At 63.0% G+C, this 14,634-nt stretch carries 17 protein-coding genes and 1 pseudogene; 13 read left to right on the forward strand and 5 right to left on the reverse strand.

The features are described 5' to 3' along the window. Positions 1 to 5 precede the first annotated feature (5 nt). The 4 genes from ACLH0J_RS16040 (at position 6) to ACLH0J_RS16055 (ending at position 3,167) form a co-directional block, all read left to right on the forward strand. Positions 6 to 983, forward strand: coding sequence for a LysR substrate-binding domain-containing protein (locus tag ACLH0J_RS16040; protein WP_411388059.1), 978 nt, complete (start codon positions 6 to 8; stop codon positions 981 to 983). A gap of 97 nt (positions 984 to 1,080) precedes the next feature. Further along, positions 1,081 to 1,635, forward strand: a complete 555-nt coding sequence (locus tag ACLH0J_RS16045) for a histidine phosphatase family protein (RefSeq protein ID WP_411388060.1) — start codon at positions 1,081 to 1,083, stop codon at positions 1,633 to 1,635. Positions 1,636 to 1,680: 45 nt separating this feature from the next. Then, positions 1,681 to 2,436: a precorrin-6A synthase (deacetylating) gene (gene cobF / locus ACLH0J_RS16050; RefSeq protein ID WP_411388061.1), complete on the forward strand. Its 756-nt coding sequence runs from the start codon at positions 1,681 to 1,683 to the stop codon at positions 2,434 to 2,436. Between the two features lie 11 nt (positions 2,437 to 2,447). After that, positions 2,448 to 3,167, forward strand: a complete 720-nt coding sequence (locus ACLH0J_RS16055) for an alpha/beta hydrolase (protein WP_411388062.1) — start codon at positions 2,448 to 2,450, stop codon at positions 3,165 to 3,167. Positions 3,168 to 3,197: 30 nt separating this feature from the next. Here the strand turns inward: ACLH0J_RS16055 and ACLH0J_RS16060 are convergent, their stop codons facing one another. After that, positions 3,198 to 3,752: a hypothetical protein gene (locus tag ACLH0J_RS16060; RefSeq protein ID WP_411388063.1), complete on the reverse strand. Its 555-nt coding sequence runs from the start codon at positions 3,750 to 3,752 to the stop codon at positions 3,198 to 3,200. A 72-nt stretch (positions 3,753 to 3,824) separates the two neighbouring features. Beyond that, a complete protein-coding gene (locus tag ACLH0J_RS16065) occupies positions 3,825 to 5,633 on the reverse strand; it encodes a monovalent cation:proton antiporter-2 (CPA2) family protein (protein WP_411388064.1) in 1,809 nt (602 codons plus the stop codon). A 262-nt stretch (positions 5,634 to 5,895) separates the two neighbouring features. Between ACLH0J_RS16065 and ACLH0J_RS16070 the strand changes: the two genes are divergently transcribed. The 4 genes from ACLH0J_RS16070 to ACLH0J_RS16085 all read left to right on the forward strand — a co-directional run bounded on the left by ACLH0J_RS16070 (position 5,896) and on the right by ACLH0J_RS16085 (position 9,564). Then, positions 5,896 to 6,210, forward strand: a complete 315-nt coding sequence (locus tag ACLH0J_RS16070; protein ID WP_411388065.1) for a type II toxin-antitoxin system RelE/ParE family toxin — start codon at positions 5,896 to 5,898, stop codon at positions 6,208 to 6,210. After that, positions 6,203 to 6,508: an XRE family transcriptional regulator gene (locus ACLH0J_RS16075; RefSeq protein WP_411388066.1), complete on the forward strand. Its 306-nt coding sequence runs from the start codon at positions 6,203 to 6,205 to the stop codon at positions 6,506 to 6,508. The genes ACLH0J_RS16070 and ACLH0J_RS16075 overlap by 8 nt, the downstream gene beginning before the upstream one ends. Positions 6,509 to 6,649: 141 nt before the next feature. Then, a complete protein-coding gene (locus tag ACLH0J_RS16080) occupies positions 6,650 to 8,203 on the forward strand; it encodes a DUF726 domain-containing protein (protein ID WP_411388067.1) in 1,554 nt (517 codons plus the stop codon). A gap of 41 nt (positions 8,204 to 8,244) precedes the next feature. Further along, a complete protein-coding gene (locus ACLH0J_RS16085) occupies positions 8,245 to 9,564 on the forward strand; it encodes an Nramp family divalent metal transporter (protein WP_411388068.1) in 1,320 nt (439 codons plus the stop codon). A 25-nt stretch (positions 9,565 to 9,589) separates the two neighbouring features. Here the strand turns inward: ACLH0J_RS16085 and ACLH0J_RS16090 are convergent, their stop codons facing one another. The 3 genes from ACLH0J_RS16090 to ACLH0J_RS16100 all read right to left on the reverse strand — a co-directional run bounded on the left by ACLH0J_RS16090 (position 9,590) and on the right by ACLH0J_RS16100 (position 11,387). Continuing rightward, the gene (locus ACLH0J_RS16090; RefSeq protein ID WP_411388069.1) at positions 9,590 to 9,967 is read right to left on the reverse strand and encodes a type II toxin-antitoxin system VapC family toxin; all 378 of its coding nucleotides are present in this window, start codon (positions 9,965 to 9,967) and stop codon (positions 9,590 to 9,592) included. Further along, positions 9,964 to 10,323 (reverse strand): type II toxin-antitoxin system Phd/YefM family antitoxin, encoded by a 360-nt coding sequence (locus tag ACLH0J_RS16095; RefSeq protein WP_411388070.1) that lies wholly within the window; start codon positions 10,321 to 10,323, stop codon positions 9,964 to 9,966. The genes ACLH0J_RS16090 and ACLH0J_RS16095 overlap by 4 nt, the downstream gene beginning before the upstream one ends. 131 nt (positions 10,324 to 10,454) lie before the next feature. After that, positions 10,455 to 11,387, reverse strand: a complete 933-nt coding sequence (locus ACLH0J_RS16100) for a LysR family transcriptional regulator (protein ID WP_411392839.1) — start codon at positions 11,385 to 11,387, stop codon at positions 10,455 to 10,457. A gap of 118 nt (positions 11,388 to 11,505) precedes the next feature. Here ACLH0J_RS16100 and ACLH0J_RS16105 point away from each other — a divergent pair, with 118 nt between their 5' ends. The 5 genes and pseudogenes from ACLH0J_RS16105 to ACLH0J_RS16125 all read left to right on the forward strand — a co-directional run bounded on the left by ACLH0J_RS16105 (position 11,506) and on the right by ACLH0J_RS16125 (position 14,542). Next, positions 11,506 to 11,994 (forward strand): DMT family transporter, encoded by a 489-nt coding sequence (locus ACLH0J_RS16105; protein WP_411388071.1) that lies wholly within the window; start codon positions 11,506 to 11,508, stop codon positions 11,992 to 11,994. A 4-nt stretch (positions 11,995 to 11,998) separates the two neighbouring features. Further along, positions 11,999 to 12,451: a DMT family transporter gene (locus tag ACLH0J_RS16110; RefSeq protein ID WP_411388072.1), complete on the forward strand. Its 453-nt coding sequence runs from the start codon at positions 11,999 to 12,001 to the stop codon at positions 12,449 to 12,451. 72 nt (positions 12,452 to 12,523) lie between these two features. Beyond that, positions 12,524 to 13,308, forward strand: a pseudogene (locus tag ACLH0J_RS16115) (AraC family transcriptional regulator). A 70-nt stretch (positions 13,309 to 13,378) separates the two neighbouring features. After that, a complete protein-coding gene (locus tag ACLH0J_RS16120) occupies positions 13,379 to 13,552 on the forward strand; it encodes a DUF1427 family protein (protein WP_010564275.1) in 174 nt (57 codons plus the stop codon). 30 nt (positions 13,553 to 13,582) lie between these two features. Next, the gene (locus ACLH0J_RS16125; RefSeq protein ID WP_411388073.1) at positions 13,583 to 14,542 is read left to right on the forward strand and encodes a quinone oxidoreductase family protein; all 960 of its coding nucleotides are present in this window, start codon (positions 13,583 to 13,585) and stop codon (positions 14,540 to 14,542) included. Positions 14,543 to 14,634: the final 92 nt, after the last annotated feature.

Consider the following 14,634-nt stretch of genomic DNA (forward strand, 5'->3'; position numbering starts at 1 on the left):
CTCACATGGCATTACTGGAACCGTCCGGCCCACAGGGCCCAGCAGCTTATCGCGCACCTTCGGAGCCGCGCAGTTCATGGTTGGCCCTGGCCCATGAGATCGACCCGGAGGTGGCCCGCTATTTCCTCGTGAGTGCGCGCTGTGGCTGTTTCATGCAGGCCGCGCGCAGCTTGAATATCAAGGCGACGCTGCTGCGCAAGCGCCTGGTGCAGTTGGAGGCGCAGGCGCGCCATGCGCTGTTCAGTTACCAGGGCAACGGCCTGGTGCTCAGCCGCGACGGCCAGCACCTGCAGGCCCAACTGATCGCCCTGGCCCATGAGCGGCGCCTGCCCGTGATAGAACAACCGCTGATCCGCCTGGCCGTGGCCGAGCCGATCCTGCATGACATCCTCGGCCGCGACCTGATCGCCTTGCTGCGCCGCAACGCCAGCGTGCGCCTGGAGATCATTTCCCTCGACAGCTACTTGTCCCTGCAAGCGGTGGACGTCGACGTGGTGCTGTGGCTGTCGGATGCCGAGGGGCCCACGCCCGGCCCGAGCTTTATCACCGAAGCCCCGCGCCCCCTGGCTCGCCTGCACTACTTGCCGCACATCGCCAAGCGCTATTCGCGCCTGACCACCCGCCCGGACAGCGTCGACGACCTGGATGACTACATGCTGGTGCAATGGCAGCCCGACGCCCAGGTCGACGCCTTGCAGCCCTGGAACCAAGTCGTGGAACAACGCCTGGCCGCGGTGGTGCAGGTGCAGGCCTATTCGCTGATGCTGGAGATGATCCGCTGCGGCGCCTGCATCGGCCTGCTGCCGCACTACATGAGCAGCTTCGACCGAGGCCTGGTGGCCTTGCCGGGACTGCTGGCCGACAGCATGCATCGCCAGGTGTGGCTGGCGGTCAATGCCCAGGTCCAGCATGCCGACGCGGTGCAGATGATTGTCGAATTGATCGTCAGCACGTTCGAGGGGCGGCGGGAGTGGTTTGATTGATACGCCCGCGTGCTCGCCGGATGGGCGAGGGCGTTGCGTCACGAGGCCAACTGCGCCAGTCTTGGTGGCCTCGACCTCTGCGTATCAGCGACCCACGATGCAATCCACCCGTTTGACCCTCATCTGCCATGCCGTCACGCCCCTGCAAAAACAGGGGCGTTTTCCCGATGACGAATCAGTGGCCATGGACTGGCAACGCGCGGCGTTATCCCTGGCCGATCGCTACCCGAAAAAGCTGCGCCTGGTATGTGCACCGGAGGCGCGGGCGCGGCAGACGGCGGGTCTGTACGCGGGTGAAGCGGTCATTGAAGGCGCCCTGCGCGATGGCGATTTCGGGCGTTGGAAGGGCGTGGACATCGGTCGCCTCGATAGCGATGAGTTGCACTCCTGGCTCACGGATAGCGCCAGTGCGCCCCACGGCGGCGAGTCGGTCGACCAGATGTGCGCGCGGGTGGCGCAGTGGATGAAAACCCTCGAGACCCAACCGGGGCACATCGTGGCCATCACCCATCCCTTTGTGATCCGCGCCGCGTTGCTGTACGTCATGCAGTTCCCGGTCTCGATGTTCTACCGCATCGACGTCGAGCCGCTGTCCGCCACCGAGCTGCGCTTCAATCGCGTGTGGCGCCTGCGCCTGGACACTCACGCCTGAGCGCCCGAACATGGCAAAATCCACGCCCCGCAATGAGAGCACCCCATGAAACGCATCCTGATCATCGGCATTGGCGCCGGCAACCCTGACTACATCACGATGCAGGCCGTGAAAGCGCTGAACCGCACCGACGTGTTTTTCCTGATGGACAAGGGCCAGAGCAAGGACAAGCTGATCGACCTGCGCCGAGAGATCTGCGAAACCTACATCACCGAGCCCGGCTATCGCTTCGTCGAGGCCGATTGCCCCGAGCGCGTGCGCGGCAATATCGACTACACCACGGCGGTACAAGACCTCAACCGCGACAAGCAGCAGACCTTCGAGCGCATGATCAACGAGGAAATGGCCGACGGTGAAGTGGGCGCTTTCCTGGCCTGGGGCGACCCTGCGTTGTATGACAGCACCATTCGTATCCTGCAGGCGATCCTGGCCAGTGGCCGCTGCACCTTCGAGTTCGAGGTGATCCCCGGTATCACCAGCGTGCAGGCGCTGGCGGCCCAGCATAAGGTGGCGCTGAACCGCATCGGCAAGTCCATCGAAATCACCACCGGGCGCCGTCTGGCGGCGGGGCAGGCGAGTGATGCCGATACCCTGGTGGTGATGCTCGACGCCGAAGATTCCTACCGCAGTGTGGCCGATCAGGACCTGGATATTTACTGGGGCGCCTACCTGGGCACGCCGGATGAAATCCTCATCAGCGGCAAGGTCAGCGAAGTGGCCGAACAGATCGAACGGGTGCGCAAGGCCGCGCGCCTGGAGAATGGCTGGATCATGGACACCTATTTATTGCGCAAGCCCTGAGGTCACGTCCCATGCTCAAACTGTTTGCCCTGATGCTGACCCTGGTGGCCGGCGCGGCCCAGGCCGATGCCACCTTGCACACTGACTTGCCGCTGTCGTACCTGGAACAGACCCAGGGCGATGCGCGCAACCAGCCGCTGGTGATTTTCCTGCACGGCTTTGGCAGCAACGAGCAAGACCTGTTCGGCATCAAGGACGCGTTGCCTTCCACCTGGACGTACCTGTCGGCCCGCGCGCCGATGCCGGTGGATCCCCAGGGGTATCGCTGGTTTACCAAGACCCCCGGCGACGGTGATTACGACGGGGTGAGCGCCGATTTGCAGAGCAGCGCGCGGTTGATCGAAGACTTCGTGACCCAGGCCACCGCCAAGTACCACACCCGCAGCGACCGGGTGTTCCTGGTGGGGTTCAGCCAGGGCGCGATCATGTCCTACGAAGTGGCGCTGCGTCAGCCGCAATGGGTGCGGGGCATTGCCGCCTTGAGTGGCAGCGTATTGCCGGTGCTCAAGGCCGAGCTCAAACCCGACCCGCGCCTGGACACGCTGGCGATCTTTATTGGCCACGGCACCCTGGACCAGGCGCTGCCGTATGCCTCGGCGACGCAGGCGAATGAGCTGCTGTCGGGGTTGGGATTGAAGCCCGAGTTTCATACTTACCCGGGCATGAACCACACCATCAGCGAGTTGGAAGTGCAGGACCTGAAAGCCTGGCTGCAAAACAGCCTGAAATAATGTGGGAGGTGTGCCCTTTGGTCGATCGGGTTATTGGCCGTCGGTAATCTGCTTGACCAACTCGGCATGCCCCTTCACATCGTCGGCCCGCGAGATCGCCTGGATCACCAGCAGGCGATTGCCCGAGCCGCCGAGGAAGGTGGAGTTCAGCGTCTTGCCACCGCCCTGGGTCGCGGTGCTGTCTACTTGGCGCAGGCCCAGTCCCTTGATGGTCAGTTTTTTCTCGGCTTGCTTCTTGAAGTCGGGCAGGGCGGCGCTCTGGTCCTTGACGAAGCCGGCCACGGCGCCATCGAGGAATTGCGCGTCGTTGTCCTTGATCGTGACCCCGTCGTTACGCACGGTTTCGGCGACGATCACCACACTTTTGGTGGTCTGGTTGGCGTACATCGTGCCTTGGGTGTCGGCGCTGCCATCTTCGGCCTTGCCCGCCGGCAAGGTGTCGGCGGTGTAGGCCTTGGGCAGATTGAAAGTGAACTTGCCGCCCAAGGTGGAGATGGTTTGCGTGCTCGGCTTGGTGGCGGCGAACACGCTGCCGGCGGTCAGCGCAAGGGCCAACAGGACTGCGGTCTTGGTGAAAGTGGCCATGAAGCGCTCCAGGGATGAACGAAATTGCGGCGTATTCTGTCAGAAAAATCGCAATGTCGTTCACCCATGGCGTTACACCTTGTCGGACTCTTCCTCAAGCCGATCCATCTCAAACAGCCGCGCCAATTCCGCGCGGGCTTCCTCTGCGGTCTGCATGACCTTGGCCGCGTCGTCGTACACCGCGTGTTGGGCGGCGAGCAGTTGCAGGTCGTGGTTCTTGAAGCGGGTGATGCGGGCGTCGGCCTGGGCCTGGCTCAAGCCCAGGCCCACCAGGGTGCGGCGGCTCATTTCCAGGCTGGAGTAGAAGGTTTCGCGCACCGGCGAGGCCTCCAGGTCCACCAGGCGGTGTACGTGCTGGCGGTTGCGCGCGCGGGCGATGATCTGCATGTGCGGGTAGAGGTTGCGCACCAGCTCGGCGGTCTTGATGTTGATCTCCGGGTCGTCCATGGCGATCACGAAGAATTCCGCGCGGTCGACCTTGGCCGCGTGGAGGATCTCCGGGCGTTGCGGGTCGCCGTAGAACACTGGCATGCCGCCGAAGCTGCGGGTCAGCTCGATGGTTTCCACCGAGGTGTCCAGGGCGATGAACGAGATGTTCTGCGCGCGCAGGATTCGCGCCACGATCTGGCCCATCCGGCCCATGCCGGCGATCACCACGCGCGGTGCATCGCTTTCGAAGGTGCGGTATTCCTCCGGGACTTCCACGGTTTTGACCTTGGGCTTGAACAGCTTCGGGCACACCAACAGCAGCAGCGGGGTGACGGCCATGGACAGGGTGATGGTCAGCACCAGCACATCGTAGAGATGGGGTTCGAACAGGCCCTGATCGCGGCCGATCTTGAACACCACGAATGCGAACTCACCGCCGGCCGCCAGGACCACGCCCAGGCGCAGGGCGCTTTCGCGGTTGAGGTCACCCACCCATCGACCGACCGCGTACAGCAATGGCAACTTCAACCCGATCAACAGCAGGGTCAGGCCGATCACGATCAGCGGCGAGCTGAGCAGCAGGCTGAGGTTGGCGCCCATGCCCACGCTGATGAAAAACAACCCCAGCAACAGGCCCTTGAACGGCTCGATCTGGGATTCCAGTTCGTGGCGGTACTCCGAGTCCGCCAGCAGCAGGCCGGCGAGGAACGCGCCGAGGGCCATGGACACACCCACCAGTTCCATCAGCCAGGCGGTGCCGATCACCACCAGCAGAGCGGTGGCGGTGGACACTTCGCGCAGGCCGGTCTTGGCGACGACACGAAACACTGGCCGCAACATGTAGCGCCCGCCGATGATCACCACGGCGATGCTGCCGAGGATCTGCAACACATGCTGCACGCCCTGCGCTTCATTGGTGGGGTGATCGCTGCCGGCCAGCAACGGCACCATGGCGATCAGCGGGATCGCCGCGATGTCCTGGAACAGCAGGATCGCAAACGCCAGGCGCCCGTGGGGCTGGTTCAGCTCCTTGCGCTCGGCCAGGCTTTGCAGGCCAAACGCGGTGGACGACAGCGCCAGGCCCAGGCCCAGCACGATGGCGCTGTTCCACGACTGGCCGAACAGCCACAGCGCTACCGCCCCCATCACCAGCCCGGTGAGCAGCACCTGAGCCAGACCGACACCGAATACCGCCTTGCGCATCACCCACAAACGCTTGGGCGACAGTTCCAACCCGATGATGAACAGCAGCAGCACCACACCCAGCTCGGAGAACTGCGCCACGCTTTGCGGATTACCAATCAGGCCCAATACCGACGGGCCGATGATCACGCCGGCGAACAGATAGCCGAGCACCGCGCCCAATTGCAGGCGCTTGGCCAGCGGCACGGTCAACACCGCGGCGAGCAGGAACACCACGGCTGCTTGTAACAGGTTGCCTTCATGGGGCATTGCGAACTCCAAAATCTTTAAAACCAATCAACAGGCAGGTATTAGAGCGCTTTTTACATTTCGATAATTGTGTTTTTGCAGCGTGGTTGGCGCGTGAAGGGCATTGCCTGTTACGGGCTAGAGGTTTCCGGCGGTGGCAGGTGGCAGATCACCGCCTCCGTCAGCTAGGTTTTATGCTCTTGAGTTTATATTCCATGGATGGCATATTTGCACGAATTGGGAAATTGAGTACACGGATGAATTCGGCGCCTGGTGGGAGCAATTGGACGAAAATGAGCAGGTTTCGGTGTCTGCCAGCGTTGATCTCCTGGGGCTTTTCGGGCCTGGCCTGCGCTTTCCCCACACCAGTGACATCAAGGGCGCGCGGCACGGTCACCTGAGGGAACTGCGTATACAGCACGCGGGGCGTCCTTTCCGGGTGCTGTATGCATTTGATCCACGACGATGCGCGTTATTGCTGATCGGTGCTGATAAAACCGCACAGCGCCGTTGGTATGAGGAATACGTGCCAGTGGCAGAAAAACTGTACGACATACATTTGCAGACATTGCGTAAAGAGGGCCGTACCCATGGCTAAGAAATTCGCTGAACTTCAAGCGCGCATGACACCGCAGGCGCGCGCCGAAGCCGGGCAGTTGCTCCAGCAACACCTGAAGGAAATGCCGCTGCATGAGCTGCGCAAGGCGCAGCAACTGAGCCAGGAGAATCTGGCCAAACGGTTGAATATCAACCAGGCGGCGGTCTCCAAGATGGAGCGGCGTACCGACATGTACATCAGCACGTTGCGCGACTACATCCGTGCAATGGGCGGCGAGCTGGAAATTATCGCGACGTTTCCCGATGGCCAGGTCAAGATCGACAATTTCGCTGTTTGAGGGGATTGCCCGCGCCCGGCCTGGTTGCCGGGCGTTTTTCTGTCAGGTCGACCTTCGCAGCCGCCACGTCGGTCAGGATTCACCGTTCTGTCGCTCACCCTTTGTTACTATCGCCGCCTCATCATCAGGAGTCTTTGCCCCATGCAGCACCAGTGGGATGAAATGCACCGCACCCGCAAGCCCACGTTCGTACTGTGCGGCGAGCCCCAGGGCGATGTGCTCAATCTCTACGTGCACGGTTATTCGGCGTTCTTCAACCGGCAGCAACTGGGCAACTTCAAGCAACAACTGGCGGCCATCGAAGGCTCGACCAACCTGATGCTGTTCTGGCCGGCGGGGCATTTCCTGGAAAACCTGTTTGCGCCGTTCAAGGATGTCATCGCGTCGATGCTCGGCGGTGGCGGCCTCGGTGCGGCGACCGTAGGGGTGGGCAAGGCGATTGCCTATTTCCTCGATCACTACAAAAGCGTCGAAGCCCGGGTGGACGAGGTCGCCAGGAGTCTGCTGCCGGAATTGGCCGGCTATCTGCACGGTGAGTCCCTTGAAGTGCGGCGTATCAACCTGATCGGGCATTCCCTGGGCGCGCGGATCCTGGTCAAAAGCTTGCTGGCCAGCCCCGAGACCGCCCGCGAACTGCCGTTGGACAACCTGCTGTTGATGGGCGGCGTGATCTGTACGTCGAGCCCGTGGGACGAGGTGTCGGCACCGCTCCGGGGGCGGGTGATCAACTGCCACTCGAGCAAGGACTGGGCCCTGGCCCTGAAGCCGGACACCGAACGTTGCATCGGCCGGTATGCGATCCCGGTGACGCCAGCGCTCAAGGCCAAGGTCACCAATGTGCACCTGGCCACCTTCGATCACGCCGCCTATTGGCCGCAGTTGCAGACGGTGGTGCAGTACACCGACCTGTTGCACGAGCGGCGCGGCATGATTCGCGCCGACCAGCGCAGCAGCGAGGTGCGCTTTGCCGAAGACGACGCGGACCTGTTCCCGGCCCTGGTGCAGGCGCGGCCCGAGGAGTTGAAATTCCTTGCCGAATTGATGGCGCAAAAGCGCAGTGCCTCGATTGACGCCACGGTGCGCGAGCCGCTCAAGCTGGCCATCGAGTTGCAGCGCATGGGCGGCGACAGCTTCATGAACCTGGCCCGTGGACACGGCGTGAGTTATCGCCAGATCGCCGAAGATGCGGCGCAGCGCCTGGGGATCAAGTTCGACGAACCCCTGGCCACCGTAGTGCTGGCTGATATCGAAACCCAGGTCGCGGAAAAACTGATCGAGCAGTACAAGGACAAGCTCAGCAGCGCCGACCGCCAGGTATTCGACGCTGAACTCAAGGCGGCCGCGCAAAAAGAGCAGCGGGTATTCAGGCACTTCGGTGTCGGTCGGTCGGCCACGGCTGCGTTGAGCGGCACTGCGCTGGCGGGGTTGACCGGGTTTATCCTGCGCCGTGGTGCCGCTACGGCGATCCCGGTGGTGGGCCAGGCGTTGGCCGCCGCGATGCTGCTGGTGAGCGGTGTGCGGGCGTTTTCCGGCCCGGCGTATTCGATCACGACGCTGTCGGTACTGGTCATCGGGATGGTTCGCCAGCGCATGGAACGTGAAGCCCTGAACCAGGAAATGGACCTGGTGGTGCACGTGGTGGAAGCGTTTGACCTGCCTCGAGAGACGGTGATGCGCACGGTCGCGTCCGACTGATAAGCTGCGGACCTGTCTTGTGTGTTTGCCTGGGATACCGCGTGAAATTCAGCCTGCCAAAAATCGCCACCGCTCCGTTCTGCCCGCCGGAAGTGGCCGGCTCCGTCGTCGTTGATCCCAAGGCTTCGTTCTTCAAACGCATTCTGATGTTTGCCGGCCCCGGCCTGCTGATCTCCATCGGCTACATGGACCCCGGTAACTGGGCCACGGCCATTGAGGCCGGGTCGCGCTACGGCTACAGCTTGTTGTTCGTGGTGTTGCTGGCCAGCCTGGCGGGGATGGCGGTGCAGTGCCTGTGCTCGCGGCTGGGCATCGCCACCGGCAAGGATTTGGCGCAACTGTGTCGCGAACGCTACAGCAAACGTTCCGCACGCACCCAGTGGCTGTTGGCGGAAATCTCCATCATTGCCACCGACCTGGCCGAAGTGCTCGGTTGCGCCCTGGCGTTTCATTTGCTGCTGGGGGTCTCGCTGACCACCGGCATTGTCATCACCGCCTTCGATACCCTCTTGGTCCTGGCCCTGCAAAACCGGGGCTTCCGGCGTCTTGAAGCGATCATGTTGGCGCTGGTGGCAACCATCGGCGTGTGCTTCTTCATCGAACTGGTGCTGATCAAACCTTACTGGCCGGACGTCTTCAGCGGCTTCACGCCGTCGCTGTCGGCGATCAGCGATGCCGCACCGCTGTACCTGGCCATCGGTATCCTCGGCGCGACGGTGATGCCCCATAACCTCTACCTGCACAGTTCGATCGTGCAAACCCGGCTGATCGGCAAGGACCTCGCCAGCAAACAGGACGCGGTCAAGCTGGCCCGTATCGACACCATCGGTTCCCTGGCCCTGGCGCTGCTGGTCAACGCCGCGATCCTGATACTTGCCGCCGCCGCCTTCCACAACACCGGCCACAGCGATGTGGTCGATATCCAGGACGCCTACCACCTGCTTGACCCGCTGGTGGGCGGCGCGTTTGCCAGCATCCTGTTCGGCGTTGCCTTGCTGGCGTCCGGGCAAAGCTCGACCTTCACCGGCACCATCGCCGGGCAAGTGATCATGGAGGGCTACCTGAACCTGCGCATTCCCTGCTGGCAACGCCGCCTGATCACCCGCGGGCTGGCGCTGATCCCGGCGTTCCTGGGGGTGTGGCTGATGGGAGATGCCGCTATCGGCAAGCTGCTGGTCCTCAGCCAGGTGGTGCTCAGCCTGCAATTGCCGTTTGCGCTGTACCCGCTGATCCGTATGACCGGCGACAAGCAACTGATGGGGCCATTCGTCAATCGGCTGCACACCAGGGTGTTGGTGTGGTTTCTGTTTGCGCTGATCAGCGGCGCGAACGCGTGGTTGATCGGGCAGTGGGTGTTTTGACGCAAGGCGTGTGATTGCGGGGGCGCTAAACCAGGATCGCCAGGGGTGTGTAGTGCGCGAGCTGTGGATCGGCCGTCAACAGTTTCATTGGTTCGCTCATGGCCGTCGCCACGATGAGCCGATCGAACGGGTCCTTGTGATGGTGCTCGAGATCCTTTACCGCAATGGCATGTTCCGAGGTGATGGGCAGTTCGACAAATCCGCTTTCCAGGCAGGACTCACGGATTTCATCCAGGTCGACCGTGAGTTTCCCCAGGCCGACCTTGATTGCCATCTCCCAGAATGTTGCAGCGCTGATGTAAATATCCGCTGCCTGTTCAATCAGCTTCCGGGCTTTGCTCGATAGCCTGGGGTCGTCCGTCAGTGCCCACAACAGGATATGGGTGTCCAACAGCACTCTCATGGATGACGGCCTTCGAAGGCATCCAATAGAGCGTCAGGCAAAGGGGCATCGAAGTCTTCGGGAAGGACGAGCTTGCCTTTCAGGGCACCGATTCTTCGACCTCTGGATTTTCCCAGGGGAACAAGCTGAGCCATTGCGCGGCCATGCTTGGCGATGGTGATGACTTTACCGGCGGCGGCTTCATCGACCAGTTTTGACAGGTTATTTTTGGCTTCACCCAAGGGTACGGTCATCATGTGGTTATCCCCGTATTTTGGCCAAATATAGCCAAAACTAGGTGCGCTATCAAAGACCGCTCGACCGCTGGCGGAAGCGACGCGCTCATCGCGGGATTTTTTGTGGTACGTGACTTCCATGGCATTTCTCCAAAAAAAGAGTGCGTCGGAGTCTGCCGCAGTGTGCCGTGCCCGCAAATACTGGCCCGTAAAATCAGAACGGCCCTACGTTTTTCAATAAGGAATTTTCCCTCGCCCCGGCGCTGCGTCGCTCATCGATCCCAATACGGCACCTCCCCGAAACACGCCACGAAGTAGTCGATCACCGTGCGCACCTTCAGCGACAACCTGCGGCTGCCCGGCCACAACGCCGCGATCTGCTGCGGTTCGAGCGTGGTCGCCACCTCATAGTCGCTCAGCACCGCCTGCAAGGTGCCCGCGCGCAAGCCATCGCCGATCAACCAGGACGGGAACACCACAAACCCCAGGCCTTGTTCGGCGGCGTGGGTCAGGGTGTCGGCGTGGTTGCCGGTGATCGGGCCCTTGACGCTGTAGGGTGTCCACTCGCCCTGGCCCTTGCGGAAGAACCAGCGCTGTTGGCCGGTGATGCCCTTGTAGGCCAGGCATTGGTGGTGCAGCAGTTCTTCAGGGTGGCGGGGCGTGCCATGGCGGGCCAGGTAAGCGGGGCTGGCGGCGAGGCGAAAGCGCTGGGGCGCGAAGATGCGTGCCTGCATGCTGGAGTCGTTGAGCACGCCGATGCGGAACAGCAGGTCAGTGCCGTCTTGCAGCGGGTCGACGTAGGTGTCGGTCTGCTGGATGTCCAGTTGCAGCTTCGGGTAACGCCGGCACAACTCGCCCAGCCACGGTGACAGATGACGCTGGCCGAACACCATCGGCGCGTTGATGCGTACCAGGCCGCTGGGTTCGCTTTCCTGTTCCTGCAGGGCCTGGCCGGCGGCTTCCAGTTGTTCCAGCATCACCCGGGCGTGCCGCCCCAGCAGGCGCCCGGCTTCGGTGGGGCTGACCGCACGGGTGTGGCGATAGAGCAATTGCTGGCCGAGGGCCTGTTCCATCAGCTGGATTTGTCGCGAGATCGAGGAGGGCGCCAGGCCTTCACGACGTGCCACTTCGGAGAAACTGCCCAGGTCCAGCACGGCGACGAACAGGCGCAGCGCCTTGAAACTCAATTCATTCAAACCCTGCATGCGGTCTCCGGGCTGTGCGTGATGCGCAAAAGTGTTGTCGGCATGCTCCCATTTATCGCACAGCACGGCCACTGGATAATGCGCGCCATCCACTCCTTTATCGACGCGCAGGTGATGCATGCAGGCCAGTTCTATCGAGGGTGTAGCCCAGGCTACGCCGAAAAAAAACCTGCTCCGGCTGCTGCTGTTGCCGCTGGTGATCCTGGCCGGCATGGGCCTGTCAGTGGAGGCCGGACTGCTCGGGCCGCTGGGTGTGCAGGTGGGGCATTTATGGGCGACGTTGAGCATCTTTGGCGTCGGTACGGCGATTCTGTTGCTGCTGTTGCTGTTCAGCGGCCCGCAAAAGGGCCCGGCGCTGACCGACCTGCCGCGCTGGCAGTTGATCGGTGGGTTCCTTGGACCGATGTACGTGGTGGTGCTGACCTTGGCCACGCCGCATATCGGCATCGCCATGACGATGATCGCGATCTTGTCCGGGCAGGTGGGCAAGAGCGTGCTGATCGACCATTTCGGCTGGTTCGGCACGGCGCGCAAACGCGTGAATGGCGAGCGCTGGATTGCCCTGGCGTTGATTGTGGCGGCACTTGTTCTGATTGCGCGGTGTTAAGACGATGAATGTGATGATGTTGTTGGGTTTGGTGATCGCCGCAGGTGCGGTCTTGAGTGTGCAGGCCGCCATCAATGGGCGTTTGGGCCAGGCGGTGGGCGTATTGCGCAGCAGCTTGCTGACCTTTGCGGTGGGCGCGCTCGTCACGGCGCTGCTGATTTTCTTCTTTGAACCGGCCCAGGCCGTGAGCCTGCTGGACGTGCCCAAATGGCAACTGACCGGCGCGTTGTTCGGCGTGGTGTACATGCTGGTGATGGTTGGCGCGGTGCCGGTGGTCGGTACCGCGGTCGCCACCGTGGCGGTGATCGTCGGGCAATTGGGCATGGGCATGCTGATCGACAACTTCGGCTGGCTGGGCAACCCGGCGATAGAACTATCGGGCAGTCGTATCGTGGCGATGGCCTGTCTGGCCCTGGCCCTGGTGTTCATGTACCGCAGCAATACGCGCGCCGACTGACGGTAAAAATTCACTCGGATTGTCACGCGGCGCTGATTACCATGGCGGTTCTTCCTTGACTGACGTGCCCCCATGGCCCTGGCTGCGCCCCCCGACCTCAGTGATCACGCCGTCCCCGTGCAACCCTTGGCGCGCACGTACCCGCGCGGCTGGTATGTCGAACCCCACAGCCACGACTGGGGCCAATTGCTCTACGCCATGAGCGGGGTGATGTGGGTCGAGACGCCCCGGGAAGCCCTGGTGGTACCGCCCCAGCGCGCTGTGTGGCTGCCGCCGGGGGTGGAACATGGGATTCGTGTGGTGTCGGATTTGCAGATGCGCAACATCTACCTGCGCCCGGCCTTGGCGGCGACCTTGGACAGCCAGGTGCAAGTGATCGACGTCGGCGGGTTGCTGCGCGAGTTGATCGTCACGCTGGTGGAGCAGGGCGACGGCGGTGACGCGGGGTATTACGACGCGGTGGTCGGCCTGGCGTTGCTGGAGTTGCAACGGGCGCGCCGCTCGCAGATCCGCATCGCCCTGCCGGTGGACGCCGACCGCCGACTGACTAACGCGTGCCAGGCGGTCATGACCGCGCCGTCCCTGGCGATTCCTTTCGAGCAACATGCCGAGGCCGCGGGCGCCAGCGTGCGCACCCTGGCGCGGCTGTTCCAGAACAACCTGGGCATGGGCTTCGCCGAATGGCGCCGGCAGGTGCAGTTGGCCACGGCGGTGGCGGCGTTGATCCAGGGCCAGTCCGTCAGCGGCATTGCCCGCGCCCTCGGGTATTCGCCCAGCAGCTTCAGCGACATGTTCCGCCGTGAACTCGGCGTGGCGCCCTCGCACTACAGCGGTTGAGGGGTTGGCCGAAATCCTGAAGCACTTGGCCGATGCCAGGGAAAGGGGCTCTCTACACTTCGCCCATCGACCCCTCAGGCGCCCATTCCCATGAATTATCTGATTTCCCTGGCTATCGGTCTGTTTGTCGGCGTGATTTACGGCGCCTTGGACTTTCGCTCGCCCGCACCGCCGGCCATCGCCCTGGTCGGCCTGATGGGCATGCTGCTCGGCGAAAAGCTCTGGCCCATGGGGCGGCAACTGGTCAGCGGTTGGTTGTCCTGATTCCTCACTTCCCTTCGATGGATATTGGCTATGAAAGCACTGCAATTTTCCGCCACCGGCGACCTCGCCGCCCTGAGCTTCGTCGACGTCGCCACCCCGGTGCCGGCCGCCGGTGAGGTGCTGGTACAGATCAAAGCGGCGGGTTTGAACCCCAGCGACGTGAAAAACGTCCTCGGCCGTTTTCCCTACACCACCTTGCCGCGCATTCCCGGCCGCGACTTCGCCGGCATCGTCGTGGAGGGCCCACAGGCATTGGTAGGCCAGGCCGTCTGGGGCACTGGCCGCGACCTGGGCTTTTTCGCCGACGGTTCCCACGCCCAGTACCTCAGCGTGTCGGCCAAGGGCGTGGCGCATAAGCCGGATCATCTGAGTTTTGCCCAGGCCGCCAGCCTCGGGGTGCCGTACACCACCGCCTGGGACGCGCTGGAGCGCAGTGGTGTGGGCCCAGGCACGCGGTTACTGGTGATTGGCGCCAATGGTGCGGTCGGCAGCGCGGCCTTGGCCTTGGCGAAAATCCGCGGCGCCCAGGTGCTGGCGGCGGTGCGCAGGGCCGATCAGGTTGACGTGTTGCGCGCCCAAGGTGTCGACGCGATGGCCCTGGGCACGCCGCAAGAGCTGGGCGCGCAGGTCAATGCCGTGTTCAAGGGCGGTGCCGATGTGATCTTCGACACCACCGGCTTCTGGCTGCCAGCGGCGGTGGCAGGCCTGGCGCCGTTCGGTCGCATCGCAATCATCGCCGCCCCGGTGGACGGCCACGTCCAACTACCGGCCCTGGCGCTGTACCGCAAGGGCGGCTCGGTGGTGGGCATCAACTCGTTGCTCTACAACTGCGAACAATGCGCGGTGATGCTGGAGCAGTTCGGGCGCTTCTTCGATGAGGGCTCGCTGCCGCTGCCCACGGGCCTGCGCGAAGTGCCTCTGGCCGAGGGCCTGCAGTGTTACGACGAGGTGAACCGAGGCAGTGCGGACAAGATCATCTTCCTGCCTTGATCCCAGCGATCAACCTCGTTTGAAGGGGGCGCAGGGACTGGGGCGGGGCAAAATCAGCCCGTCGACTTTTACCGTCAAGCTGCGCCCACTCT

Origin of the sequence: Pseudomonas sp. MPB23, assembly GCF_046605395.1 — a bacterium.
Lineage (GTDB): Bacteria > Pseudomonadota > Gammaproteobacteria > Pseudomonadales > Pseudomonadaceae > Aquipseudomonas.